A 24,067-nucleotide genomic window follows, 5' to 3' on the forward strand; every position below is an offset into this window, starting at 1 on the left:
CACCTCCACCCGGCCCACCTCGCCGGACCCCCTCCCGGGCGCGGCGCGGCCGAGATCTCAGGTGCTCACCGACTGAGACCCGCACACACAGCGATCGCGCGCCCCAGGCGTGTCCGGACCGGCGGGCACAGCAGCAGCCGGAGCACACCAGCCGTCGGAGACCGTAGCCGCGCGGTCGTCCGGTCCGGCATGCCCTCCCCAGCCCAGCCAACACGTGCGATGGCCACATCCAGTGAAGGAACCATGCCCAAGAAGCTTCGCACTCTCATGGCGGCCTCAGCCGCCCTCCTCGCGGCCACCGCCGCTGCGCTCAGCCCGGCGGCCGAGGCCTCGGCCGCAACCCCGCCGCCCAGCGTCCCGCGGGTGTCCGTGCACTTCGACCTGGCCAAGGGCCAGACCCCGGAGAACATAGCCCTGGCACCCAACGGGGACGCCTATGTCACCTTCGCCGCGGGCCGGCAGGTCGCCAAGGTCTCCCGCGACGGCACCACCCGGATACTGGCCACCCTGCCCGAGCCCGCCGACGGCGGCACCCGCACCCCGGTGCTGGGTTTCCCGCTGACGGTCGGCATCGTTCGGGCGCACGACGGCACGCTGTACTTCCTCTACGCCACCGGTACGCCCGACCTGACCGGCGTGTGGCGCCTGCGCCCCGGCGGCAAGCCGCAGCGGATCGCGGCGCTCCCCGCGAACGGCCTGCCCAACGGCCTTGCCCTGGACACACGCACGCGCATGCTCTACATCACCGACTCCGTACTCGGCACCATCTCGCGTGTGCCCATCACCGGTGGCACCCCCGCCGTCTGGTCCGCCGCACCCGAGTTGGCCTCCACCGGCTTCCTCGGCGTGAACGGCCTGAAGATCCACAACGGTGCGGTCTGGGCCACCAACCTCGACAAGGGCACCATCCTGCGCATCCCCATCCGCCCGGACGGTCGTGCCGGCCGGCTGCGGACCGAGGCCACCGGGCTGCCCGGGATCGACGACTTCGCCTTCACCGGCCGTGGCGAGCAGCTGCTTGCCACTCTGAACGGCACGAGTCGGGTCGCGCTGGTCGAGCCCGACGGTGGACACTCCATCGTGCTGACCCAGGCCGACGGGTTGCAGAACCCCACGTCCGTCGCGGTGCGTGCGGGCACCGTCTATGTCACGAGCGCCGCGTATCTGACCGCCGAGGATCCCAATCTCATCCGCTTCCGGCTGAGGAGCTGAGCGGCGCGGGTGCGGTGTTCCCGCGGTCGTGCGCCGACGAGCCCGGAGCGGCATGCCAACTCAGAGCCCCTTGCCCGGGTTCTCTATTCGCACGCGGCCAACACCAGGCACAGCAGGTTGCCGTGGTCGTCGACGATCTCGTATCCGGTGACGTACTCCGCGTCGTGTACGGGGAAGACGAAGGCGTTCGCACCGGTGTCCCGGTCCAGCACCGTCTGCCTCCAGTTGTCCGACCGGTGACGCGGCCCTCGGGCTCGAATGTCCCTTCGCGCATCGCGGACGAAGGAGGGCTCGTCGTCCACGTGCGGGAGCGACGCGCGCATGGCCTCTTCACCCCACAGGACGGCGTAGTCCTCGATCAGGTGGACGTCGTGGTAGCCCGGGACGCTCCAGTCCGCCGCCTCGATCCGGGAGGGCTCGGCCAGCGGCATCACGAGCATGGTGACGGTGAGCCAGAGTGCGTCGGTGTCCTCGCCGGGCGGGGCGTAGGCGCAGGAGCCCGCGTACACCGGATGGCTGCCTGCGGGGATTCGATGGCTGAACCCGCCCTCGGTGCGCCACGGGGTGTCCCAGGTGACCGGGCTGTTCACCACGACGAGATCACCGGCGTGGTCGAACCACGTGGGCCTCGACGCGACGGAGTACGCCGGCGGGGCGGGCGCGTACTTGTCGGCCAAGCGCCACAGAAGCGGCTCCACATCCATGGGGTCGTGCCCTTTCTGCCGCTTCTTGCTCGTACTCGTTCGGCTCTGCGCGCATGGGGCCTCCGCGTGACTCCCCGGCGCGGCGCTCATCCCCCTGGTCTACAGGGTGTACGAGCAGGTCCACTCCGACACGCACAGGTCGGCGAAGCTGAAGCACCGTCAAGGCAGGAGAGTTCCGAGAGGTGCTCCGCCACGCTCGGTGCGGCAACCGTGGGACCCGACCTGCCGCGGCAGTCCCGCAGCCCGGCGGGAGCGGTCGCGTGTGGCAAGAATGACCCCATGCACATTGTGATCGCGGGTGGACACGGAAAGATCGCGCGCCGGCTGACCCGGCTGCTTGCGGCGCGCGGCGACAACGTCACAGGGTTGATTCGCAACCCGGACCACACCGACGACCTGCGCGCGGACGGTGCGGAACCGGTGGTGTGCGACCTGGAGCACGCCTCGCTGGACGAGGTGGCCGGCCACCTCGGCGGCGCCGACGCGGCACTGTTCGCCGCGGGCGCCGGACCGGGCAGCGGCGCGGCCCGCAAGCAGACGGTGGACCGGAACGCGGCCATCCTCCTCGCCGACGCGGCCGAGCGCGCCGGGGTGCGGCGCTTCCTGGTGATCTCCGCGATGGGCGTGGACAGTCCACCGCCGCCCGGCACCGACCCGGTGTTCGCCACCTACCTGAAGGCCAAGGGCGAGGCGGACGCCGACATCGCCTCCCGCCCGGGCCTGGACTGGACGATTCTGCGCCCGGGGACGCTGACCGACGACCCCGGTAGCGGCCGCGTCACGCTCGCCGAGCACACCGACCGCGGCCAGGTGCCCCGCGAGGACGTGGCTGCGGTGCTCGCCGCCCTGCTCCACGAGCCCAGGACCGCCGGGCGCATCCTCGAGCTGATCAGCGGGTCCACCCCGGTCGAGGAGGCGGTACGCGCCGTGGCCGGCGGCTGACGTCGCACTCCGCCTGCGCCCGGGTGCGGGTCATGGCTCACACCCGGGCGCTGCCAGTGGCGCCACGCAGCGAGGCCGAAATGGTGTTCCGCAAGCTGAGGGACATCGCCGCGCCGAGCGGTGCACCTTCGAGCACCAGTCGATCGGCTGCGCCTTCGGGTACGTCGAGGCGAGGTCGGAGAAGGGGCACGTCGCGGAGGCCCCGGACAAGCTGGGAGGATGGACGTGAGCGACGAAGGAGGCCCGTCATGAAATCCGGAGCCCCTGATTACGACGCCTGGTACTCGCGCACACCCTCGCAGGCCGAGGGCGAGCGGGACGAGACGGGCGAGCGTACCGCAACGGAACGGCACCCGGACGTCCCCCGGAGCGAGCCGTCCCAGGCCGAGGGCGAGCGGGGCGACGACGCCTAGCGCCACTGGACGAACCACCGCTACTCCCACCGGAAGGGCAGCCTTCCGCGCGGCAGCGCCGGGCGGCACCCCACGGCCGACTGCCGAACAGGGCCGCGGGAGAGCGCCCCCGGTTCGTGGAGGGCATGGTCGGCTGGGGGTCGTCCCGGCCCAGAGGGCAAACGGGGGAAATCCGGCGCGTGAAGGAGGTGAGTGAGCGACCCCTGCCGGTTACCCGGGTGGACCAGGATTCCGGATTCCGATGAGGGAAGACGGGCCATGACTCACAGTACGAGCGCCCGGGACGTGGTGAAGGCCATCAAGGATGTCGACTTCCCCGTCGGCAAGGACGAGCTGATCGAAGCGGCGAGCCGTTCGGGCGCCGCGCCGGAGGTCGTCAAGGCGCTGCGAGGCATCCCGGCCGAGCAGTACGCCAACCGCGAGGAGGTGGCCCGTTCGGTCCGCGTGGACCCCGAGTCCGACCTCGGGCTGAGCCCGGCACAGCGAGCCGAGCAGGCCCGGGCGGGCGGCAGGCCGGGACAGTCCCAGCATCTGCGCGAGGTGCCGAAACCGCCGGTCGAGGAGGAGCTGGACAGCTGACGGCCGGGCCGCTCGGTGCCGGTCGAGCCCTCAGCGGACGTGCCGCCTCGCCGCCCGGTCGGAGACGCCGCCGAGCGGCCCGGCCGGAGCGAGCTCCTCATCGACCTCCAATCGACCTCCCGCACGGAGTCCAGCAGGGGCGGGGTGTGGAGCCGCCCGCACGAAGCCGTCCTTCACCGGCTCGACCACGTCGGTCTCGTCGACATCACCCGCGTCGTCCTGGACACCGCCCATGTCAGGGCGCATCGAGTCCAGCGAGCGATCGGGCCGCCGCCACTGGGTGGTCGAACGCAGTCAGCCCAGCACTTCTGCGATCGGGGCGTCGGCGTCCACGTAGCGCACGAGCTTGCGGTTCGCGAATTCCATGATGCCCACGTCGCCGAGTTCGCGCCCGTAGCCGGAGCGCTTGATGCCGCCGAAGGGCAGCTCCGGTCGGGACGCGGTCGGGTGGTTGATCCACACCATGCCCGCCTCCAGCCGGTCCGCGACTCCGCGAGCACGTTCCGGGTCGGCGGCGAAGACCGCGCCTCCCAGGCCGTAGGGGGAGGTGTTGGCCAGTGCCACGGCCTCGTCCTCGTCGGCGACCCGGTAGACCGTGGCGACGGGGCCGAAGAGCTCTTCCCGGTAGGCCCGCATGTCCGGTGTGACGTCGGTGAGAAGGGTCGGCTCGACGAAGGCGCCCGGCAGGTCGGGCCGCCCGCCGCCCAGCACCACCGTGGCTCCCTTGTCCACCGCGTCACGAACCTGCTCCATCAGGAGGTCGGCCGCGGCCTCGGAGGACAGCGGGCCGAGCGTGGTGGCGGGGTCGACCGGATCTCCCGGTTGCACCTCGCTCATCCGGTCACGCAGCCCGGTGACGAAGGCGTCGTAGACGTCGGAAAGGACGATGAAACGCTTGGCCGCCACGCAGCACTGGCCGGTGTTGCCCATCCGGCCGAGGAACGCGGCGTACACGGTGCGCTCGAGGTTGTGATCGTCCAGCACGACGAAGGGATCGCTGCCACCCAGCTCGAGGACGGACTTCTTGACATTGCGGCCGGCGATCTCGCCCAAGCTCACGCCCGCCCGCTCGCTTCCGGTCAGTGACGCTCCCTGCACGCGCGAGTCGTCGATGATCTTTCCGACGTCTCTGCCCCGCACGAAAAGATTGGTGTAGACCCCGGTCGGCACACCCGCATCCGTGAACAGCTGCTCGAGTGCCAGTGCGGACTGGGGGCAGCTACTGGCGTGCTTGAGCAGGATCGTGTTGCCGAGGACGAGGTTCGGACCCGCGAATCGGACGACCTGGTACAGCGGGAAGTTCCACGGCATCACACCGAGAAGGACGCCGAGCGGCTCGTTCACCAGCACGGCCGTGCCCTCGGGCACCGGCAGGGGCCGTTCTTCCAGCAACTCGGGGACGTGCTCGCCGTAGTAGCTGAGGATGTCGGACGCGAGGTCGACCTCCGCACGGCTCGAGTCGATCAGCTTGCCGACCTCGAGGGTCAGGAGGTGCGCCAGTTCCTCCTTGCGCTCCCTCATGAGCCGGCCGGCGCGTTGCACGAGGGCCCCCCGGTCGGCCGTCGACCGGGCACGCCACTCCGGAAAGCTGGAGTGCGCCGCGTCGATCGCGCGCCCTACGTCCTCCGCGCTCAGCGCCGGGAACTCACGAACCCGTTCACCGGTGTACGGGTTGACCGTGGCGATGGGGCTTCCCTGGGCAGTGACATGGGCGTCCATGACGCCTCCCTGCAGTCGGGGCCCCTCGGGTTTCCACGCCCGGACCCGCTCACACGTACTGATTCGTCCCATGCCGCGGCAAGCTGATGCACCCGGGCCTTCTGGGGGTTCGCGTCCCATTCGCGGAGTCGCCGCCCGACCTCGGCTACTTCGTCCGTGGGCGGGCGTGGGCCGGGTCGGCGTGACAGGCTTGCAGGGGATCCGCGCCGTTCGTCGCAACACAGCAGCGAAGGAGGACGACGCATGGATGAGCAGGAATTCGTCGGTATCGTCGCCGAGCGCACCGGTCTGAGCCGGCAGGAGGCGAGGGACCTGACCTGGGCCACGCTCGAGACTCTGGCCCACAGGCTGAGCCCGGGAGAGGCCAGGGACCTGATCACGGAGCTCCCCGAGGGCCTCGCGGAGGCGGTGCGCCGGGGAACCACGGACCGCATCGAGCGCTTCGGCCACCACGACAGCGTGCAGCGCGTGGCCGAACGCACCATGCTCAAGGAGGAGGAAGCCGACCGGGGTGTGCGGACCGTACTGGCCGTGCTCCGCGAGGCGATCAGCGAGAAGGAGTTCAACGACCTTATGTCGCAGCTCGGAAAGGACTTCTCCCAAGCCATCGAATCCGCCGGGTGACTTCTCCCAGGCCCTCGAATCCGCCGGGTGACCCTGGGCCTTCGGCACGGCCGCCCGTGACGGCGCCGGCGGCCCGGACGCCGCGGTGCGCCGGGGCACGTGGGTGCCCCCGCTGATCGCCGGTCCCTCGCGGCTGCCATGGCGCGGACGCATACGAACGTGTGCTCAGGACGGCTGACGTGCCCCGGACTTTTTCCGGCAGAACCGTGCGTGTCGTGGTGGTGGACGAACCTGGCCTGCCGTCGGAGATCCCCGGGCTCTCGCCCCCATCGTCCGTGTCGGCTTCGCGACGGTCCTCTCCTGCGCCGCCGTTGTGTCGGCGGTCGTCGGGTTGCGGGGTCGCCCACCCGGTCCCGGCGAGCTCTCGGCGCAGTCCGGTCCGCCTCTCCTGACCTCCCTGCGGCGCATGCGACACGGCTGTCTGGGAGGCGCGGACCTGGGCACCCGGTGCGGGTGCGCGTGACACGGATCCGCGGCAGACGGGAGGCCCGAGATGTCTGCGGAATCGGCCAGAACGATTACCCTCCCCGCCGGTGAGGAGATCGCGGCGCTCGGGCAGGGCACCTGGTACCTGGGCGAGGACCCGGCCCGGCGTGAACAGGAGATCGCCGCGCTGCGGCTGGGCGTGGACCTGGGCATGACCGTCGTCGACACGGCGGAGATGTACGGCGACGGCGCAGCCGAGGAACTCGTCGGGGAGGCCCTTCGGGGGCGGCGGGAGGAGGTCTTCCTCGTCAGCAAGGTGCTGCCCGGCCACGCCGACCGGAAGGGCACCGTCGCCGCCTGCGAGGGCAGCTTGCGGCGGCTCGGTACGGAACAGCTGGACCTGTACCTGCTGCACTGGCGGGGACGGTGGCCACTCGAGGAGACCCTTGCGGGATTCACCGACCTCATGGAGGCGGAGAAGATCCGTTACTGGGGCGTGAGCAATCTGGACGTCGCCGACATGGCCGAGCTGGCCACGCTCCCTGGTGGGGACGCGGCGGCCGTCGACCAGGTGCTGTACAACCTCTCCCGGCGCGGCATCGAGTGGGATCTGCTCCCTTGGTGCCGCGAGGCCGAGGTGACGGTCATGGCCTACTCCCCGATCGAGCAGGGGCGGATCCTGGAGGTCGAGGCACTGGGTGCCGTGGCCCGGGACCTCGGAGCAACACCGGCCCAGGTGGCACTCGCCTGGGTGCTGGAACAGGGGGTCGCCGCGATCCCGCGTTCCGGATCACCCGACCACGTTCGGGAGAACCGCGGCGCGGCGGAGCTCCACCTTCCCCCCGAGGCGCTCGACGCCCTCGACGAGGCGTTCCCGCCGCCCGACGGGCCCACGCCCCTGGAGATGCTCTGAAGGAGTTGACGGGATGACGCGCCCGCTCGTCGTCGGAATGGGAGGTTCGCTGCGCACCCCGTCGACCAGCCTCACCGCACTGCGTGTGGCCGTCGAGGGGGCGGCCGATGCGGGCGCCGACACCCAGCTACTCGACCTCAAGCGGCTGCGTCTCCCGTTCTACACGTCCGAGCGCGGTGCCCCTCCGTCCGCCCGCCGGCTTGCGGACATCGTCCAGGCCGCCGACGCCCTGCTGTGGAGCAGCCCGACGTACCACGGGTCGGTCAGCGGCGCGTTCAAGAACGCGGTGGACTGGCTCGCCCTGCTGGCCGACCACGACCCGCCCTACCTCAGCAACAAACCCGTGGGGATGCTGACGACCGCCGGTGGGGTGCAGGGCCTGCAAGCGATCAACGCGATGGAGTTCATCGTGCGGTCGCTGCGCGGCTGGGCCGTGCCGCTGGTGTTCGCGGTCCCGCGGTCCTCGCGGGTCTTCGACGGCGACGGACTCCTCACCGACCAGGCGGTCGGGGACCAATTGCGCGGCCTCGGCGCGGAGGTGACCAGAGCGGCCCTGCAATTCCGGGCGGAGGGCACGTGCGACTACGCGCAGGAGCGGCCGTCCGGGGTCGCCCGGGACTGAGCCCGGCCCTGTCGGCCCTGTCACGCAGGGGGCGCCGGGGTCGTCCTTCCTCAGGGCCCGGTCCGCTCCACGGGCCGCCGCCGCTCGCCGCGCGCCCCGGAGCGCCCGGGCGGGAAGTGCGGCAGCACGTGTTCGGCCAGTTCGTCGATCACTTCGGCGACCGGACGGCGACTGTGCTTGAAGTTGATCATCAGCTGGTCGATGCCGATGCCCTGCCAGGCCCGCATCATCGCCAGGAACGACACCCGGCCCACCGAGAAGCCCTGGTGGATGGGCCGGGGCAGGGCCAGTGGATCCTCGTCGAGATCCAGATACGTGGCCTGCGCGTACGGCTTGAACCCATCGCCGTCGCCCCGGGTCAGCTCCCGCCACCGCCCGATGTTCTCGGCCTGCTGCTGGAGCGGCGGGGTGTAGTACAGCCAGCCGTCCGTGTGGTCGGCGATCCACCGGACGTCCTGCCTGCCGCGTCCCGTCATCAGTACGGGGATCCGCCAGTACACCGGCTTGGGCAGCAGATCGGTGCCGCGCATCCGGCCGAGCGGCGACTCCACGTCCGGGAAACGGTGCTCGAGGACGACACGGAAGTACTCCAGCGACTGCCGGAACCTCTCGGCCCGCCCGCCCATGTCCTGACCGAAGGCCGGGAACTCCACGGGCCGGTCACCGGTGGCCACCCCGAGCAGGAGCCGTCCGCCTGACAACTGGTCCACCGATGCGGCCGCCTTGGCGGTGTGCAGTGGATGCCGCAGCGGCATGACGATGCTGGCGGTCCCCAGTGTGATCGAGGTTGTGCGGGCACTGAGCAGCCCCAGGTACACCCAGGGGTCGAAGACCTGCCCGGTGTCCCCGAAGCTCGGGTCCAGCAGCGGCACGTCACGGACCCACACCGAGGCGAAGCCGGCCCGCTCGGCCTGCTGGATCCGCTCGACGTGCCCGGCCAGGGACGGCACGGGCCCTTCGAAGCCCTCCAGGGGAGTGATGGCGCCGACGGTCATCCTGCCGCCGGGATACGCCCTGGCCATGGCCGCGTGCTCGGGGAACGGCCGCTGCGCCTCGCCTTGGACGTCCACGGGGGCATCGGCTGAGGGAACTGTCGGTTGTGTCATGCGATCCTCCGGTGAATCGGGCGTGGCAGGGTCCGCATCCGTGCGCTGCGCTGTGCTGGGGCGCCTCGTTCCGGGGCCCGTGACGCCCGCCGAGGGCAGATCCGTGACGGCCCGGCAATTGCCGAGCTCGCCTCGACGAGTGGTCACCGCTACTGCTGTTCCGAGCGAGTTCCAGGAACTCGCTGGAGCCGGTCGCGGCTGACCGGGCGCCTCATCCGTCAACACTGGCGCGGACGGCACGAACCGCGGCAAGGATGGTCCGGGGGTTGGCCGGCACCGGGACGCCCCGGACCGCCACGGTCGGCGTTCCACCCACCCCCAGCTGGACGGCTGTCGCCGTCACGTAGGAGCTCCAGTCCAGGTAGACGCCCTGGCGGACGCCCGCGGCGAACGAGCTGTCCGCCAGTCCCACCGCGCGACCGAGCTGGACCAGTTCATCGTCCGACAGGCCCGGCCCGCCCTCGGGGGGCTGGTTGGCGAACAGCGCGTACAGGTACTCCATGAAGTGGCCGCCATCGGACGCGCAGCCTGAGGCCGCCGAGGCGCGGGAGGAGTACCGGGTGGTGGACAGACCGTCGAGAAAACCCATCGGGTGGTAGACGAGACTGATCACCTCGTCCGCCACCAACTCGTCGAGGAGCGGCCCGCTCCTCTCCTCGAACTGCTTGCAGAAAGGGCACAGAAAGTCGATGAAGGCATCCACCTGAACCTGACCGGTTCCGACGACGATGCCGTCCCCGCTCGGCGAGGCACCGGCCGGAACGCGGGAGGGCAAGCGGATGCGGGGCGTCTGAGTGCTCATGCCGGGTCCTCTGTCATAAAGTCGATGGAGTTCGCGTCATAAATGGAATTCGCGTCATAACACGCGACAGGAACGGCAAGCCGGCCACGGGCCGAAAGCCCGCCGCGTGCGGCGGCCCGTCGATTGCGGTACCGGAAAGGCGCACATGCCGTGCCGCCGCATCCGGCCTCCGTGAGCACGGCGGGTCCCTTCCCCCCGATGATGGCGCCGGCCTCGTCGGTCATGGCTCCTCTAGCCCGGGGCGCCGACGAGAGCCTCGAAATCCCGGGGCAGCTGGGCCATTACGTGGCGGAACTCGCCATCACTGACCGCGTCCTTCAGGGTGCTCAGCTCCGCCCGTACGCCCTCGCGGGCCTCGTCCGGGCTAACCCCTGCTCGCTGGCTCACCCGATTGATGAACTCGTCGAGTCCGAAGGACTCGGCCTCCGGAGTGGGAGAGACCAGCGGTTCCTTCAGCGGCTTGGGCAGTTCGGACGCTAGGTCCTCCGCCTCACCCCTGGTGAGCCGCTCGGCCAGGGTTTCCAGGGTGGCTCGGGTGAGAGGCTCCACCTTTTCCGGGGGGACAGGGGCGCGCCGGGTGACGGTGTCGATGAAAGTGTTGTAGTGCATGAGTGGTCCCCTTTTCTGAAGCCTTGCGGCTGTCCGGGGTGGGTCCCGAGACAGCCACCGAAGGGTGCGGTGTGCGTGTGGGGGCGGTGGGCTGATACCTGTCTGAGGGCGTGTGCGCCTCGGCAGAGGCCGAGTGGCATCGGACCTCTCCATGCTCCGGATGCGAGAGGCACGCTGCCTGCTCCCTGCGGGAGGAAAAGCAGTGGGCTCGGTACACCTCCGAGCACAGGTGCAGTTCAGCCACGCCTGCAGTCCGATGGACCGATGCGGAACAGCCTGCGCGGCTCGCACCCGCACTGGGGTGGGCATGACCTCGGACGGCCGTCCGAGGGCCGGCGCATTCATGCTGCTCCGCCAGGGCAGGAGGAACGGTTCCTTTTCGGCCTCGGGTGCGGAGGTGCTCAGCGGGGGGCTCTGCGAACCTCGACCGGGTAACAGCCGATGGCAGCGCGGACATGAGCGGACGACGCCGTCCGGTTCCTGCCAAAAAGGAAGTCGATCCTGGAACAGCTCGCCGCGCACACTCCCCTCGACAGGGCACCCACCCGCGAGACCGAAGAGCGCTACCCCGAGAGGATCGGCGGTCTCAGCGTCGCCCTCGCCGAGACGTTCAAGATCATGTATCTGGAGGACAAGAACTCGCAGACCGGCCACTGGGAGGACGTGACCGTGGTGCTCGATCGGCTGCTGTAGCAGTCGCGCCCTGGTGCTACGCCCGTCGAGACGACGGCTGGACCAAGGTCGCCCCCCAACCGGAACAGCTCTCCGGCTGGTCGCGCGTACATACGCGGTCGGGGCACCCTCGACCGGGCCTTGCGGTCCCCGATCCGGAAATGGGGATGCGGACCCTTCCGGGTGTCCTTAGCGTTCGCCTCGTACTACCAGCGACTCGTGAAGGGAGCCGTACCGTGACACAGGAACTCCGAGGAATGCGGGTGGGAATCCTGGCCGCCGACGGCGTCGAACGCGTGGAACTCGACCAGCCCCGCGGGGCGTTGCAGGGCGCGGGGGCGAAGACCGAAATCCTCTCGCTCCATCATGGCGAGATCCAGGCCCGCCAGTTCGACCTCAACCCGGCGGGAACCTTCCCCGTGGATCGCCTGGTCGCCGACGCTTCCGTCGACGACTACCACGCCCTGCTCCTGCCCGGCGGCACCATGAACCCTGACCAGCTGCGGATGGATCGCGACGCGGTGCGGTTCGTCAGGGACTTCATGGCCAGTGGGAAACCGGTCGCATCGATCTGCCACGGCCCGTGGACCCTGGTGGAGGCCGACGCCGTGCGCGGCCGCCGTCTGACGTCCTGGCCCAGCATCCGCACCGACCTGCGCAACGCCGGCGCGGAGGTCGTCGCCGACCAGGAGGTGGTCATCGACGGGCAGCTGATCACCAGCCGAAGCCCGGCCGACCTGCCCGCCTTCTGCGCCGCCGTTGTGGAGCAGTTCGCCAGGGCGCACCACCCCATGCCCGGCTGAACCAGGGGGCCCAAGGCGCCCTGGCAAAGGCGTTGGACGTGGCGGTGGGTGATCAGGCAGGTGCCGAGACTGGTCGTAAAGCCGGCGTCGAGGGCTTCCAGGACGCCCTGGACGACCTCGACGCCGGACGGGTACGAGGACGGGCAATTCTCGTGCCCTGAACGGATCGCCGACTCACAGGCCCTCAGGGAGGCCTGCCTTGATCCTCATCACCGCCAAGTTCCACGTTCTGCCCGAATCCGCCGACACCTGGCCGGACATCACCCGCTGGTCGAAGCCTTCCGCGATGACGAGGCCGGCCTGACCCACGTCACCTCCGACCACTTCACCAAGGCACGGAGCACCCTGCCGCCCCACTCATACGGACCCCGGAGATCGTCAACGTCACGGTCCCGCAGGAGGGTTGGTCACTGCCCGGGGAAATTGCCGTTCCAGAACGGGATTGAGAGGGAACTGCCTGCCTGGCAGGCAGTTCCCGGCAGCACCCCCACTCTGCCTCGCGGATCCGAAGGTTGTTGTCCAGGCTTCACCCCCGCGACCCCAGGGCGAGGCAACGCGTCCGTGCTGACGTCGCCGGGGCGCCGCGAGCCCCCTGGCGGGGTCTGTCCGATCAACTCGCCCGTGTCGTCCGCGCTGCTCGTCTTGCTACCGTCGTCCATGACGGGTCTGTCAATCACCTGGTTGCGTAGAGACGTTGGTTGTGCGGCCCGGGTCAGGAGGCCGCGAAAGCATCCCGGCACCGGCATCCTGGCGCGGTCAACGTCGGCTCACAAACCGGGTTCATCGAACTGGTCGAGGTCGAACTGGTCGAGAAGGAAGTCGACCGGTGCGAGGCCCGAGGCGGTGGATTCGCCGTCGTGAAGAAGCTGCTCCGTCCAGATGACCTTGCCGCGGGTCGTGTACCGCGTTCCCCATCGCTGCGCGAACTGCGCCACCAGAAAGAGCCCCCGCCCGCCTTCGTCGGTGGTCGCCGCCCGCCGCAGGCGCGGCGAGGTACCGCTGCCGTCCGAGACCTCGCAGATCAGACAGCGTCCGTGCAACAACCGCACGCCGATCGGCGGCGAGCCGTACCGGATCGCGTTCGTGACCAACTCGCTGACGATCAGCTCCGTGGCGAATCCGATCTCCTCCAGCCCCCACTCCCGCAACGTCTCCCTGCAGCGCCCCCGCACCGAGGGAACCAACGCAGGATCGGGCGGCACGTCCCACTCGGCCACGCGCGAGGGCGGGAACATCCGGGTACGTGCCGTCAGCAGCGCGATGTCGTCGGAGGGGCGTGACGGCTTCAGCGCGTCGATCACCGCCTGACACATCTCCTCCGGAGTGCGCTTCCCGGACCCGCCCAAGGCCCGGCGCAGCCTGTCCATCCCGACGTCGAAGTCGTGGGCGCGGTTCTCCACCAGGCCATCGGTGAACAGCACCAGGTGTGAACCCTCCGGCAGGGACACCTCGGCGCTCTCGAAGGGATAGCCGCCCAGACCGAGGGGCGCCGAGACCGGCACACCGAGGGAGGTGACCGTCCCGTCCGGGCGCACCACCACCGGCTCCGGATGTCCCGCACGGGCCACCGTGCAGGTCCCCGCCACCGGGTCGTAGACCGCGTACAGACAGGTCGCTCCGGTCACCGCCTCCCCTTCGTGGCCGTCCATGGCATCACCGCTGTTGTTCTCGTTGTCCATGCGCACGACCAGGTCGTCCAGGTTCCCGAGCACCTCGTCCACGGGCAGGTCCAGGGTGGAGAAGTTGTGCACAGCGGTGCGCAGCCGACCCATCGTCGCCGCCGCGTGCAGCCCGTGACCGACGACGTCACCCATCACCAGGGCCACGCGCGCGCCCGGAAGCGGGATGACGTCGAACCAGTCCCCGCCCACCCCCGCCTCCGAGGGCAGATACCGCCAGGCCACCTCCAGCGCGTCCTGCTCCGGCTGTCCACGCGGCAGCAGACTGCGCTGCAGCGCCACCGCCGTCGCGTGCTCCCGGGTGAACCTCCGGGCGTTGTCGATGGCTACCGCCGCCCGCACGGCCAGTTCCTCCGCGAAGGTGAGATCCTCCGGCTCGAAGGCAGGGGAATCCGCCGTCCGGTAGAAGTTCGCCACGCCCAGCGGTACGTTCCGCGCCCGCAGCGGCACGGCCACCAGCGACCGCAGCCCGCCCTCCAGGACCTTCCGGGCGCGCTCCGGGTCCTGTTCCCGCCAGCCGCGTGCCCGGCGCAGGTCCGTCTCCAGCATCCCCCGCCCCTCCTGCAGCGTCCGCATCTGCGGGGTGCGGGGCGAGAACGCGATCACTTCGTCCAGCGGATACACCGGCATCATCCGGTGTTCGCCGCCGATCGCCGCCCGGCGCAGATGCCGCCAGCCCTCCGCCGTCGGCTCCCACCCCCGCAGCACCGCGTCGAGCAGATCCACCGTCACGAGGTCGGCGAACTGCGGTGCCGCCACGTCGGCCAACTCCTGGGCCGTACGCCTCACATCCAGCGTCGTCCCGATCCGCACCCCGGCCTCGTACAGCAGCCTCAGCCGCTCCCGCGCGACCTCGGCCCGACCCGAGATCTCCGCCAGCTCCGTGGTGTCCCGGAGGGTCACCACGCTGCCTCCCCGGTCGCCCTGCGGGTACGTCGGCCGTTTGTTCACCGCCAGCAGTCGGTCCCCCGCGCGAAGCACCTCGTCGGTGACCTCCTCCGGCGACGACAGCAGGCTCACGACCGGCTCCGGCAGTCCCAGCTCCCGCACCGAGCGCCCCCGCACGTCAGCCGGCAGTCCGAGAAGCCGCGTCGCCTCGTCGTTCGCCAACAGCAGCCGTCCGTCGGGGTCGGTGATCAGCACCCCTTCCCGCACCGCGTGCAGGACCGCGTCGTGGTGTTCGTACAACTGTGCCAGCTCCACCGGAGCCAGGCCGAAGGTCTGCCGCCGCAGCCGCCGGGACACCAGCGTCGTTCCCGTCATGGCCAGCGCCAGCGCGACCGCGCCGCTGACCAAGATGATCGGCAGCTGCGGCAGCCACCGCCCCGCCACGTTCTTGACGGTGATTCCGGCGGAGACCAGGCCGACCACCTTGCCGCGCGAGTCGGTCACCGGGACCACCGCCTGCACGGCCGTCCCCCGGCCCGCGGGCAGAGGCGGCCCACCGGCCTGCTCGACGACGGTACGGCCCTTCAGCGCCGGTTCGATGGTGCCGACGAACTTCTTCCCGATCTCCTCCGGATAGGGGTAGGTGTAACGAATCCCCTCCGTGCTCATGACGACGACGAAATCCATGCCTGTGCGCTTGCGCGCCGCCTCGGCCCGCGGCTGGAGCACCGCTGAGGGGTCCCGGCTCTGCAGTGCCGCGGCCACGCCAGGGGCACTCGCGAACGACTGGGCCGCGATGACCGACTCCCGTCGCCCCTGCTGCAGAGCGTCACTCGCCGCTTGGAGCACCATGCCCACCACCGCGGCCACCACCAGCAGGAAGACGATGACGACCTGGAGGAGGAACACCTGACCGGCCGCACTGCGCAGGTTCATCCAAGAAGCGCGACCTTCGCGCGAGCGTCCGACGGGCGGATGACGTTCCGGGCCCAGAGGGCGTCCGGAGAATGCCTCCATACACCCTTGATAACACCATTGTGGGCAAGCCGACGCTGATCAAATCCGCCTGCTCACCGGGCGCAGACGCAGCCGTGACACGGCTTCCAGCCACCTACATACGCGGAGCACTCTGGAGTCGCGGGGCGCCCACGGCGGACGGCGGACGGCGACGGCCGCGATGTCGTCATCGAGCCTTCCGCCGCTGTAATGGAGCAGGTCTCGGTGAAGCCGGTCCGGCAGCTCACGGGGCGTCGCCGGGCCGAGCTGCCGCATCCGCGCCGGTAGCGGGAAGAACGTGCCGGCCCGGTCCCGGGTCTCCGTCACGCCGTCGGTGTAGAGCAGCATCTGGTCGCCGGAGGCGAAGGCGACGGTGTCGACGTTGTAGTCGTCTCCGAGGAGCGTCGCGAGGTTGAGGGGCGGTGAAGGGACGCTGGGCTCAAGGACGCGGATCTCGCCGTTGCGCATCACCAGTGGCGGAGGATGTCCTCGGCGACGAGCCGGACCTGGAAGAGCGTTTCCTCTCGCTGGAGTCGAAGATGACTCGTCTATGCGGCCGTCAAGGTGACCGCGACGATCGCAGCCGCCGTGTAGGGCGTTCCGAGATCGGAGTACACGAGGCTGAGCCCGATCACGGTCAGCAGGCAGAACGCCCCCAGCACGATCGTCGGGAGCACGGGCCACATCGCAGCGGCCAGGGCGGGTGCGGCAGGCAGAGCCGGTGAGGAGGACGGTGAGAAGCACGGGTGCCAGCAGGACGATCTCGCGTCGGGCATCGGATGAAGGACGGTGGTGCCGGGGTCGTCCTGCCCTGATCACAAAAATCACCTTGACGGGGCATAACGGGCTTCGTTCCGTGAGGGCATTCGGCGCCCATGCGCGCCGACCGGCCACTGGACCGCAACTGCCCAGCAGCTCGCGGCAGTTTGTTCGCCCAGGTGAGCAGCCTGCTACCCATGGCGCACGATGTTTGACAAGTCTTCGAGCCGAAGGCATGCCGATGTACACTACGGGCGCCCCCGACCTGCAGAAGCTAGCGGGGAGCCGTCTTCCAGGAGTGCAAAAATGCTGCGCACCATGTTCAAGTCCAAGATCTAGCACTTAGGTGTTGTTGCAGGTCAGAGGCTTGATGGCTCCACTCGGGTCAGCAAACGGTCAGCATCGGGCGCGGGAGTGTGCCAGCTTGCTGACCTGGTGGCTGCCATGACGGGGACCGGGACACAGGTGCCTTACTCCCGTTTGAGACGTGGGCTGCGTGCCTCGACAGCTCGTCCGCGGCATGGGTCCGGAGCGAGTGGGCTGCGTTCGGGGCCGAAGCGGCGTGCCTTGTGGATGCCGCCTGCCCCCTCCGGCCGCTACCGGGACCTCGCCGGCCCGGTGTCCTTCTCGTCCACTGCGCTGGCGCCATGGGCCTCGGCTTCGACACCGTCGTCATTTCCGACACCGAGACCGAAGCCGCAGCCGACTCCACTGCGGCGGCCCTCCGCGTGACCTGCTTCGTCATGATCACCGGCGCCCGCGAGCGGGGCTGGTCCCGGGTCGGCAGGCCAACCGGTTGCCGCGCCGCCTGGGGGCTGCACGGGCAGGCGATGATGCGCCAAGCACCCACTGGGTGAGATGTCCGAGGGAAGGGCGGGCGGCGCCCGACCCGTACGTACGACAGGGGAGCCCCGGATCCGCCATGCCGCCGCCTCCCAGCAGCGATACTGGATGCATGGACCCGACGATCACCGCCCCCCGCGCCGAGGTGCTGCGGGACCGCTACCGCAGCCGACTGCCCGAGCGCTTGCAGGAGCTGGCCGGCCCCGTCGAGGGCAACGTGGACCTGCCGCTCCACATCGCCTGGTCCGGGCGGACGAGCTACAGCCTGGACCGTCCGAAGTCCCGCATGACGCTCTACCGGACCGTCCTCGCCGAAGGACTGAGTGAGGACCTGATGGCCCTCCTGCACCACCGGCTGCTCACCGAGCAGTGGCCCGTTCTGCGGCGCTTGATCAGTCCCTACATCCGCGAGGTCTGGGAGGACGCCTTCCCCGAGCTGCTCCGCACCGCTCCGGCCGACACGACCGCCGCGTGAAGCTCACTCCGCTCCACGAGCGTCTCCTCGCCGACATCCTCGACCTCGGCTCCCCCTACCCTCTGGTCCTCACCGGCGGATACGCCGTGCAGGCCCACGGCCTGGTCGAACGCTTCAGCCGCGACCTCGACGTCGCCACCGAGAATCCCGCTCCGATGCAGGAGATCGTCGCCTGACTCACAGCCGGCCTCAGCGCGCGTGGATGGCGGACCACTCACGTCCAGACCGACCCGCTCAGCGGCCGGTTTCTCGTCACCGATGCGGACACCGGCGAGGAGTGCGAGGTCGACGTCCTCAAGGAGGCGTTCTGGGCTCCACCAGCCCAGACCCCCTACGGCCCCGTTCTTTCCCTCGACGACGTGATCGGCACCAAGGTCCGTGCCCTCGCCGACCGCGGCACCGTCCGCGACCTCATCGACGTCCAGGCTGCCTCCCGCCACCGCTCCACCGCCGACCTCGAATCCCTGGGCCGCCGTCGCGCCCACGACGACTTCAGCCTCGAAGACCTCCGGGACCGGCTGATCGGCGCGGACTGTACGAGGATGAGGACTACACCGCGTACGGGCTCGCCCCCCGGCAGATCGACGAACTCAAGGCGTGGGCGCTGGGGTGGGCGGAGGATCTGGGTGCGCGGATCCATGACGAGAACGCCTGAGAGGCGGTCATCGCGTCCATCACCTCTACCGCCGTTGCAGCGAGAGCATGCGGTGTAGCCAGCAGGTTCCAACCTGGAGCCGTCCACGGTGGGTGGCTGCCCTGCACGACGGAATTGCATGGCGGCCGAGCGATATCCCGCAGTGCGCTCAGCCCGGCGACGTCCGGCTCGACCTTCGATTGTCAGTGCCGCCTCCTGCAATCGCCGTTGATCAGCCTGCAGCAACGGAGGGGGCGTGATGGACGAGATCCGTCGCGGCGAGCGAGGCAAGCAGAAGACCTGTCAGTGGCTCATGGTCCTGACTGTGCATCGGGGCTTGTGTGTCTACTGCGGTCGTTCCGCGGCCACCACGATTGACCACGAGAAACCCATCGCCGATACCGGGGCAGACGTCTGGTGGAACTTCGCTCCAGCCTTCGCAGATTGCAATCGCTGGAAGAAGGGCCATACCACGAGACGCTGGGTGGCGCTGCGCAGTTCGAAGGCACGGACGCCTGCTCGTCAAGTGTGCTCCGAGTTCCGCCTCCGGCCCCGCACAAGGCAAGATGGCCTGCGCAGAGCGAGGTGGGGGGGGAGGCCTGTGGTGGCGACGGCGAAGCCGCAGCTCGTGTTCGTGCACGGCATCGGCGGACTCCGCGACGCGGAGACCGAACGGCGGCAATGGCTCCGGGCGCTGGCCACCGGTGCGCGCAAGGCTGGGCACGCGGAATCGGTCTCGGCGCTCACTCAGGACTGGCTCGCGGACACGACGTTCGCGGACTACAGCGCTCTGCTCACTCCCCGCGGTGCTCAAGGAGGAGGGGCCGAGGGGAAGCTGGATCCGCCGGACGAGGAGTTCCTCTCCGGTCTGCTGGACGCGATGGTGGAGGAGCTCGCCGAGCGTTTCCCGCCGGAGGCCGGCTCGCGCGAGGCCCGGGTCGTCGGACAGGCCCGGCATCATCTCGACGCCCTCGCCTCCGGCAGCCGGGCCCAGGGGCCGGGGGAGTTGGGGCGCCGACTGGTGTGGGTGACCACGAGCCTGCTCCAGCTTCCCGGCCTGCGGCAGACAGCGCAGTGGCTGAACGGGCAGGCGTTCGCGCTGCACCTCGCCCAGGTGGCGCGCTACTTGAACCGGCGGGGTGCCAAGGCCGCCCTCGGCGCGGCCGTCCGGGCCCGGGTGCTGGACGACTGGGATCCTTCCCGCCCGCTCGTCGTCGTCGCGCACTCTCTCGGCACCGTCGTGGCGTACGAGGCACTGCACGAGTACGAGGGTCAAGTCGCCCTGTGGGTGACGCTCGGCTCCCCCCTCGCCCTCGGCGGTGTGGTCCTCCAACGCCTCGTGCCCCGGCCGCCGTCCTGCCCGGAGAACGTGGGCGCGTGGCTGAACTTCTGGGACCGTGACGACGTCATCGCCGGCCGCCCCCGGCTGGCGGACTGGATCGCGCCGAGCAGCCGGGGCGTGAAGGCCGAGACCGCCCCCGTGAGGTCCGGCGGGCTGTGGACCCACACGGCCACCAAGTACCTGGAGCACGCAGAGGTGGCCGGGCCGATCGTGGAGGCGCTGCTGCCGTGACGGCCCTCGCCCCACCGACACCGCCCCGCCATGTGCTGGTGGTCGCCGCCCAGTGCACCGGCGCGGAGGAACTGCCTGGCCTGGAAGAGGCCGCACACAGGCTGCACCGGGTGCTGGTCGACCCGGACATCGGCGCCTGCGTCGACCGGGGCGAGGGCGACACCGGTTCCCTGCTCGTCGGCACCGCACTGGGGAAGGCCCGTGTCGAGGCGGCCCTCGCGACCGCGCTCGCCCGGGCGAAGGCCGACGGCGGCCCGCTGGTGCTGGCGCTGCTGGGCCACGGGACGGGCGGCTGCGGCGGCCCGCTGTACTTCGTCACCTCGGGCAGCGTGCAGGACCCGGCGATCGGACAGCTGGACGTGCCGTCCGCGCTCGGCACCGTCGCCAACGAGCCCGGCCTCAGCGGCCTGATGGCTGTGGTCGACACCTGCCATGCCGCCGCCGCGCTGCCGGGGGCACAGTCCGCGACGGCCGGACTCCAGCAGGGCGCCCTGCGCCTGTCCTTGCTCTTCGCCGCCTCCGCCCATCTGCCCGCATGGGACATGAGCCTGAGCGTCCGGCTCGCCGAACTGCTGGAGAAGGGAGTGGCGGACGCGGGGGAGTACCTGACGGTCGACGACCGGCTGATCGAGGAACTGCGCGACCGCATCACCGTCCAAGAACCCGGCGGCTGTACCTTCAACGGCTCCCCCGTGCCCGGACGATCCCTCTGGCTGGCCCGCAACGTCCAGGCCGCCACGGACCGTTCCGCCGGCGGCCTGGGCCCGACGGCGTATGCGAGGATGCGCAAAGTGCTGCGCCCGCTGGACGGCACGGACGCGATCGACAGCGCGAAGCAACTGGCCGACTGGCTGGCCGGGTTGGGGCAGGAGCGCCGGGGCCTGCCCGCCGTCCGACGGGTGCTGGAGTTCCAGCGTGACCTGCGCACATGCGAGGCCACCCTCACGGTCCTGGAGGAGACCTTCGGCCCCGCCCTGACCGACGACCTGCTCCGCAAGGCGGCGGCGCGCAGCGGCTTCCCGCTGAACGTAGTGGTCCAGGTGCCCTGCTCGTCCCTTCGAGACCTGGTCGAGTACGCCGTGCTCGACGCGTCCCCCGTCGCCCCCGACCGCCAGCTCCGGATGCTGGTGCACTTCGTCGCGGCCCTCGCCCATCTGACCGGTGCGGGCGAGGTCCTCCCGGAGCGGCTGACGACCTGGGCCACCCAGTGGGGCGTCACGACCTCGCTGAACAGCCGGCTGCGAGAACTGGCCCGGGCGACACCCCGCCTGGTCCTCGTGCTCGCCGACGACGGCGGGGCGGACGTCGTCCGGGTGGACGCGTCACTGCTGTTCGGCTCGGCCGTGGTCCACACCGCGGAGTTCCCGTGCGGGCCCAGCCGGGACGCCCTGGTGTGCGCGTTGGACGAAGCGGTCGGCTGGGCCCTGTCCTGGCTGAGCGCGGCGGGCGCGCAGCTGTCGGCGATCGACGTGTCGGTCCCGACTTTCCTGCTGCTGGACTCCCCGCCGGAGGAGTGGCGGGTGGTACGGGGCCGCCGCATGCTCGGCGTGGACTACGACGTCACCACCCGCTGGTCGGGCCTGCTGACACCGCCGCCCGGCGTCCGACTCGACGACCTGCTGCACACCGGCAGTCAGCTGCTGACCGCGTTGCAGACCGGAGCCCAGTCCGGCCCGTCGTGGCTCGCCCCCGACGATCTCAGCAGCCTCGAAGCCCTGCAGGACTTTCTCGGCCGCCGCCGCACAGGCAGCTGCGTCTGGGGAGTGAGCACCCTCCCGGAGACCGACTTCGGCCTGATGCTGGAGGAACTCCTCATCCACACACCGGCCCTGATCTGGCCCCGGCACTTCGACGTCACCGACCCGCGAGCCCTGCGGGACGTGGTCGCCGAGCACTGGGACGCGCTGCCGGAGCACCTTGTCCGCGCCTTCCAGGGGAGGTTGGACAACAGCCTCGGCGGGGACGGCCCCCGCCATCTGGCCGACATCCGCACGACCTGGCACGACGCGCACTGGCAGGCATTCTGCCAACGGCGCGCAGGCCGGGCGGTCGTCGCCCCGCACGACCTGACGCCGAAGGAGCGAGCATGAACTGGACTCCGTACTACACCGGTACGGGAGTCGTCCCCGAGGAGCCGCCCACGCTCCCCCCGCCGCCCCCGTGGCGGGCGAAGCTGGGCAGGAACGGCGCAGGGGCGTACGGCGGACCGACGCCGTCCCCGGCGCGCACCTACCGGCCGGCCCCCGGCCTGGTCGACGCGGTCAATGCCGCACTCCACCTGCGCCGTCCCCTGCTGCTCACCGGCCCGGCGGGCTCCGGCAAGTCCACCGTCGTCGAGCAGATCGCCGCCGAGCTGGGACTCGGGAACGTGCTGCGCTGGCACATCACCTCTCGCAGCACGCTCGCCGACGCGCTCTACCGCTACGACGCCCTGGGCCGCATCCACGCCCACAACGTCCGTGCCGTCGACCGCCCGGCCGCCCCGGTGAGCGGACGGGCCGCGCGCCGCACCGCCTCCGCCACGCTGGCCGCCCGTGCCGCACGCGCGGTGCGCGACGACATCGGCGACTTCGTCCAGCTCGGTCCCCTCGGCACCGCGCTGCTGCCCGGGGATCGCCCCCGTGCCCTGCTGATCGACGAGATCGACAAGAGCGACCTCGACCTGCCCGGCGACCTCCTCGACGTCCTGGAGCGCGGCCGCTTCGAGATTCCCGAGCTCGCCCGCCACACCAGGAGCCAGGTCACCGTCCGCACCGCCGAGCCGGGCGTCCGGCACACGATTCACAACGGCCTGGTGGAGTGCGTGGAGTACCCGGTCATCGTGCTCACGAGCAACGGCGAGCGCGACTTCCCCGCACCGTTCCTGCGTCGCTGTGTGCGTTTCGACATGCCCGCGCTCACGGTCCCGGCGCTCACCGGCATCGTCGAGGCCCACCTGGATGAGGTCGAGGAGGGCACCACGCGGACGCTGGTGAACGCCTTCGTCGAGCGGCTGAACCGCGGCGAGAGTCTCGCCGTCGACCAGTTGCTGAGCGCCGTCCATCTGCTGCGCGGCGACCGCGTCCCGGACGAGGACCAGCGGACGAGGCTGCAGGAGCTGCTGCTCCAGGGGCTCGGGCGTGCCTGAGCAGCCTGCCGCACGGCTGCTCGCGGCCCTGGGCCTGCCCGGGCCGAGCGGTATCGGCGAGGGCGACGGCGAGGAGTGGGACGTCGCGTCGGCCCTGGACGCACTCCTCCTCGCCGCCGTTCGGTCGAGCGCCGAGGACGCCGGCGACCACCCCGCCGGTCCGCCCCCGGCCACCCAGGAGCTACCGGCGGACGAGCCCGTCCCCACCGAATCGCCGTCCGACGATCCCGCCGATCTGCCAGGCCCGGAGCCCGTTGGCGGGAAGGCCGACACCACGGCGGCGGCCTCGGTCTGGCTGAAGGACGACAGCGCCGCCGCCTCGATCCCCGCCAGCCCCGTGAGCATGGGCCGCGCCCGCGCCCTGCCGAACGCCCTCGAGATCGGCCGCGCCCTGCGCCCGCTGCGTCGCCCCCGGCCGTCCCGGGCCCGGCAGGGGCTCGACCTGGACGCCACCGTCGATCACTACACCCGTACTGGCGTCCTCGTCCCCCGGCTCGTCCCGGTGCCGGAGCCATGGCAGGAGGCCGTCGTGGTCGTGGACCGCGGCACCTCCATGGCGGTCTGGGACGAGACCGTGCGCGCCCTGACGAAGGTCCTGCGCACACTGTCCGCCTTCCGCAGCATCCATGTATGGCATCTCGAGCATCCGTCGGGGGCCGCCCCGTTGCTCCGCGACCATCGCGGTCACGCCCTGCCCAGGGACCCGTCCCACGCCCTCCACCGCCAACCGGCCCATCGCCTGCTCCTCGTCGTCTCCGACTGCGCGGCTCCCGCCTGGCACGAGGAGATTCTCTGGCGGACGCTCCACACCTGGGGACTCACCGCCCCCGTGGCCCTCGTCAATCCCCTGCCCAAGCGTCTGTGGCAACGCTCCGGCCTCGACCTGCCCCGGACGACGGCGACCGCCCCCGTCCCGGCGTCCCCCGGACGGCTCCTCGCCTACCGAC

At 70.8% G+C, this 24,067-nt stretch carries 24 protein-coding genes and 3 pseudogenes; 18 read left to right on the forward strand and 9 right to left on the reverse strand.

Going from position 1 to position 24,067, the window contains the following annotated elements; translation table 11 throughout:
- Positions 1-243: 243 nt before the first annotated feature.
- A complete protein-coding gene (locus tag K4G64_RS27825) occupies positions 244-1,212 on the forward strand; it encodes a hypothetical protein (protein ID WP_221758737.1) in 969 nt (322 codons plus the stop codon).
- An 83-nt stretch (positions 1,213-1,295) separates the two neighbouring features.
- On the opposite strand, the gene K4G64_RS27830 is transcribed toward K4G64_RS27825, so the two are convergent.
- Complete coding sequence (locus K4G64_RS27830; protein WP_221758738.1) at positions 1,296-1,916, reverse strand: hypothetical protein; 621 nt, start codon at positions 1,914-1,916, stop codon at positions 1,296-1,298.
- Between the two features lie 279 nt (positions 1,917-2,195).
- On the opposite strand from K4G64_RS27830, the gene K4G64_RS27835 reads away from it, so the two are divergent.
- The 4 genes and pseudogenes from K4G64_RS27835 to K4G64_RS27850 form a co-directional block, all read left to right on the forward strand.
- Positions 2,196-2,858 (forward strand): SDR family oxidoreductase, encoded by a 663-nt coding sequence (locus K4G64_RS27835; protein ID WP_221758739.1) that lies wholly within the window; start codon positions 2,196-2,198, stop codon positions 2,856-2,858.
- Between the two features lie 248 nt (positions 2,859-3,106).
- Positions 3,107-3,271: a hypothetical protein gene (locus K4G64_RS27840; protein ID WP_167545802.1), complete on the forward strand. Its 165-nt coding sequence runs from the start codon at positions 3,107-3,109 to the stop codon at positions 3,269-3,271.
- A gap of 258 nt (positions 3,272-3,529) precedes the next feature.
- A complete protein-coding gene (locus tag K4G64_RS27845; protein ID WP_221758740.1) occupies positions 3,530-3,850 on the forward strand; it encodes a DUF2795 domain-containing protein in 321 nt (106 codons plus the stop codon).
- A gap of 132 nt (positions 3,851-3,982) precedes the next feature.
- Positions 3,983-4,097, forward strand: a pseudogene (locus K4G64_RS27850) (IS5/IS1182 family transposase); the annotation flags it as partial.
- 47 nt (positions 4,098-4,144) lie between these two features.
- Here the strand turns inward: K4G64_RS27850 and K4G64_RS27855 are convergent.
- Positions 4,145-5,569 carry an NAD-dependent succinate-semialdehyde dehydrogenase gene (locus tag K4G64_RS27855; protein WP_221758741.1) on the reverse strand — a complete coding sequence of 475 codons (1,425 nt, stop codon included), beginning with the start codon at positions 5,567-5,569 and terminating at the stop codon, positions 4,145-4,147.
- Between the two features lie 243 nt (positions 5,570-5,812).
- On the opposite strand from K4G64_RS27855, the gene K4G64_RS27860 reads away from it, so the two are divergent.
- The 3 genes from K4G64_RS27860 to K4G64_RS27870 all read left to right on the forward strand — a co-directional run bounded on the left by K4G64_RS27860 (position 5,813) and on the right by K4G64_RS27870 (position 8,154).
- Complete coding sequence (locus tag K4G64_RS27860) at positions 5,813-6,193, forward strand: DUF2267 domain-containing protein (protein WP_221758742.1); 381 nt, start codon at positions 5,813-5,815, stop codon at positions 6,191-6,193.
- Positions 6,194-6,686: 493 nt separating this feature from the next.
- Positions 6,687-7,532 carry an aldo/keto reductase gene (locus tag K4G64_RS27865; protein ID WP_221758743.1) on the forward strand — a complete coding sequence of 282 codons (846 nt, stop codon included), beginning with the start codon at positions 6,687-6,689 and terminating at the stop codon, positions 7,530-7,532.
- Between the two features lie 13 nt (positions 7,533-7,545).
- A complete protein-coding gene (locus tag K4G64_RS27870) occupies positions 7,546-8,154 on the forward strand; it encodes an NADPH-dependent FMN reductase (protein WP_221758744.1) in 609 nt (202 codons plus the stop codon).
- A 50-nt stretch (positions 8,155-8,204) separates the two neighbouring features.
- Here K4G64_RS27870 and K4G64_RS27875 read toward each other — a convergent pair whose 3' ends face one another.
- From K4G64_RS27875 to K4G64_RS27890, 4 genes are all read right to left on the reverse strand, one after another.
- On the reverse strand, positions 8,205-9,224 hold the full coding sequence (locus K4G64_RS27875) for an LLM class oxidoreductase (protein WP_308122510.1): 1,020 nt from the start codon (positions 9,222-9,224) through the stop codon (positions 8,205-8,207).
- Positions 9,225-9,471: 247 nt separating this feature from the next.
- The gene (locus tag K4G64_RS27880; protein ID WP_221758745.1) at positions 9,472-10,062 is read right to left on the reverse strand and encodes a thioredoxin domain-containing protein; all 591 of its coding nucleotides are present in this window, start codon (positions 10,060-10,062) and stop codon (positions 9,472-9,474) included.
- The gene (locus K4G64_RS27885; protein WP_221758746.1) at positions 10,059-10,286 is read right to left on the reverse strand and encodes a hypothetical protein; all 228 of its coding nucleotides are present in this window, start codon (positions 10,284-10,286) and stop codon (positions 10,059-10,061) included. Before K4G64_RS27885 ends, K4G64_RS27880 begins: the two co-directional genes overlap by 4 nt.
- 7 nt (positions 10,287-10,293) lie before the next feature.
- Positions 10,294-10,671 (reverse strand): DUF2267 domain-containing protein, encoded by a 378-nt coding sequence (locus K4G64_RS27890; protein ID WP_221758747.1) that lies wholly within the window; start codon positions 10,669-10,671, stop codon positions 10,294-10,296.
- 501 nt (positions 10,672-11,172) lie between these two features.
- On the opposite strand from K4G64_RS27890, the gene K4G64_RS27895 reads away from it, so the two are divergent.
- Positions 11,173-11,364 (forward strand): DUF1931 family protein, encoded by a 192-nt coding sequence (locus K4G64_RS27895; protein WP_260461080.1) that lies wholly within the window; start codon positions 11,173-11,175, stop codon positions 11,362-11,364.
- Between the two features lie 215 nt (positions 11,365-11,579).
- On the forward strand, positions 11,580-12,146 hold the full coding sequence (locus K4G64_RS27900; protein ID WP_308122511.1) for a type 1 glutamine amidotransferase domain-containing protein: 567 nt from the start codon (positions 11,580-11,582) through the stop codon (positions 12,144-12,146).
- A 767-nt stretch (positions 12,147-12,913) separates the two neighbouring features.
- On the opposite strand, the gene K4G64_RS27910 is transcribed toward K4G64_RS27900, so the two are convergent.
- The 3 genes from K4G64_RS27910 to K4G64_RS41535 all read right to left on the reverse strand — a co-directional run bounded on the left by K4G64_RS27910 (position 12,914) and on the right by K4G64_RS41535 (position 16,386).
- A complete protein-coding gene (locus K4G64_RS27910) occupies positions 12,914-15,649 on the reverse strand; it encodes a SpoIIE family protein phosphatase/ATP-binding protein (RefSeq protein WP_221758748.1) in 2,736 nt (911 codons plus the stop codon).
- Between the two features lie 120 nt (positions 15,650-15,769).
- Positions 15,770-16,177, reverse strand: a complete 408-nt coding sequence (locus tag K4G64_RS41530; protein ID WP_374206455.1) for a SpoIIE family protein phosphatase — start codon at positions 16,175-16,177, stop codon at positions 15,770-15,772.
- An 80-nt stretch (positions 16,178-16,257) separates the two neighbouring features.
- The gene (locus tag K4G64_RS41535; protein ID WP_374206454.1) at positions 16,258-16,386 is read right to left on the reverse strand and encodes a hypothetical protein; all 129 of its coding nucleotides are present in this window, start codon (positions 16,384-16,386) and stop codon (positions 16,258-16,260) included.
- 729 nt (positions 16,387-17,115) lie between these two features.
- Between K4G64_RS41535 and K4G64_RS27920 the strand changes: the two genes are divergently transcribed.
- From K4G64_RS27920 to K4G64_RS27950, 8 genes and pseudogenes are all read left to right on the forward strand, one after another.
- Entirely contained in the window at positions 17,116-17,325 is a 210-nt protein-coding gene (locus tag K4G64_RS27920; protein WP_221758749.1) for a hypothetical protein, read from the forward strand.
- 98 nt (positions 17,326-17,423) lie between these two features.
- The gene (locus tag K4G64_RS27925) at positions 17,424-17,786 is read left to right on the forward strand and encodes a hypothetical protein (RefSeq protein ID WP_221758750.1); all 363 of its coding nucleotides are present in this window, start codon (positions 17,424-17,426) and stop codon (positions 17,784-17,786) included.
- Positions 17,783-18,441 (forward strand): annotated as a pseudogene (locus tag K4G64_RS27930) (nucleotidyl transferase AbiEii/AbiGii toxin family protein). The gene K4G64_RS27925 and the pseudogene K4G64_RS27930 overlap by 4 nt, the downstream one beginning before the upstream one ends.
- 292 nt (positions 18,442-18,733) lie before the next feature.
- Positions 18,734-18,868 (forward strand): annotated as a pseudogene (locus K4G64_RS41540) (HNH endonuclease); the annotation flags it as partial.
- A 156-nt stretch (positions 18,869-19,024) separates the two neighbouring features.
- A complete protein-coding gene (locus tag K4G64_RS27935; protein WP_308122512.1) occupies positions 19,025-19,993 on the forward strand; it encodes a hypothetical protein in 969 nt (322 codons plus the stop codon).
- Positions 19,990-22,083, forward strand: a complete 2,094-nt coding sequence (locus tag K4G64_RS27940; RefSeq protein ID WP_221758752.1) for a hypothetical protein — start codon at positions 19,990-19,992, stop codon at positions 22,081-22,083. Before K4G64_RS27935 ends, K4G64_RS27940 begins: the two co-directional genes overlap by 4 nt.
- Positions 22,080-23,120, forward strand: coding sequence for an AAA family ATPase (locus tag K4G64_RS27945; RefSeq protein WP_193508625.1), 1,041 nt, complete (start codon positions 22,080-22,082; stop codon positions 23,118-23,120). The genes K4G64_RS27940 and K4G64_RS27945 overlap by 4 nt, the downstream gene beginning before the upstream one ends.
- On the forward strand, positions 23,113-24,067 hold a 955-nt coding region (locus K4G64_RS27950; protein WP_308122513.1), incomplete at its 3' end, for an SAV_2336 N-terminal domain-related protein. The genes K4G64_RS27945 and K4G64_RS27950, both read left to right, overlap by 8 nt.

Source organism: Streptomyces sp. WAC04114, from assembly GCF_019733245.1.
Lineage (GTDB): Bacteria > Actinomycetota > Actinomycetes > Streptomycetales > Streptomycetaceae > Streptomyces > Streptomyces massasporeus_A.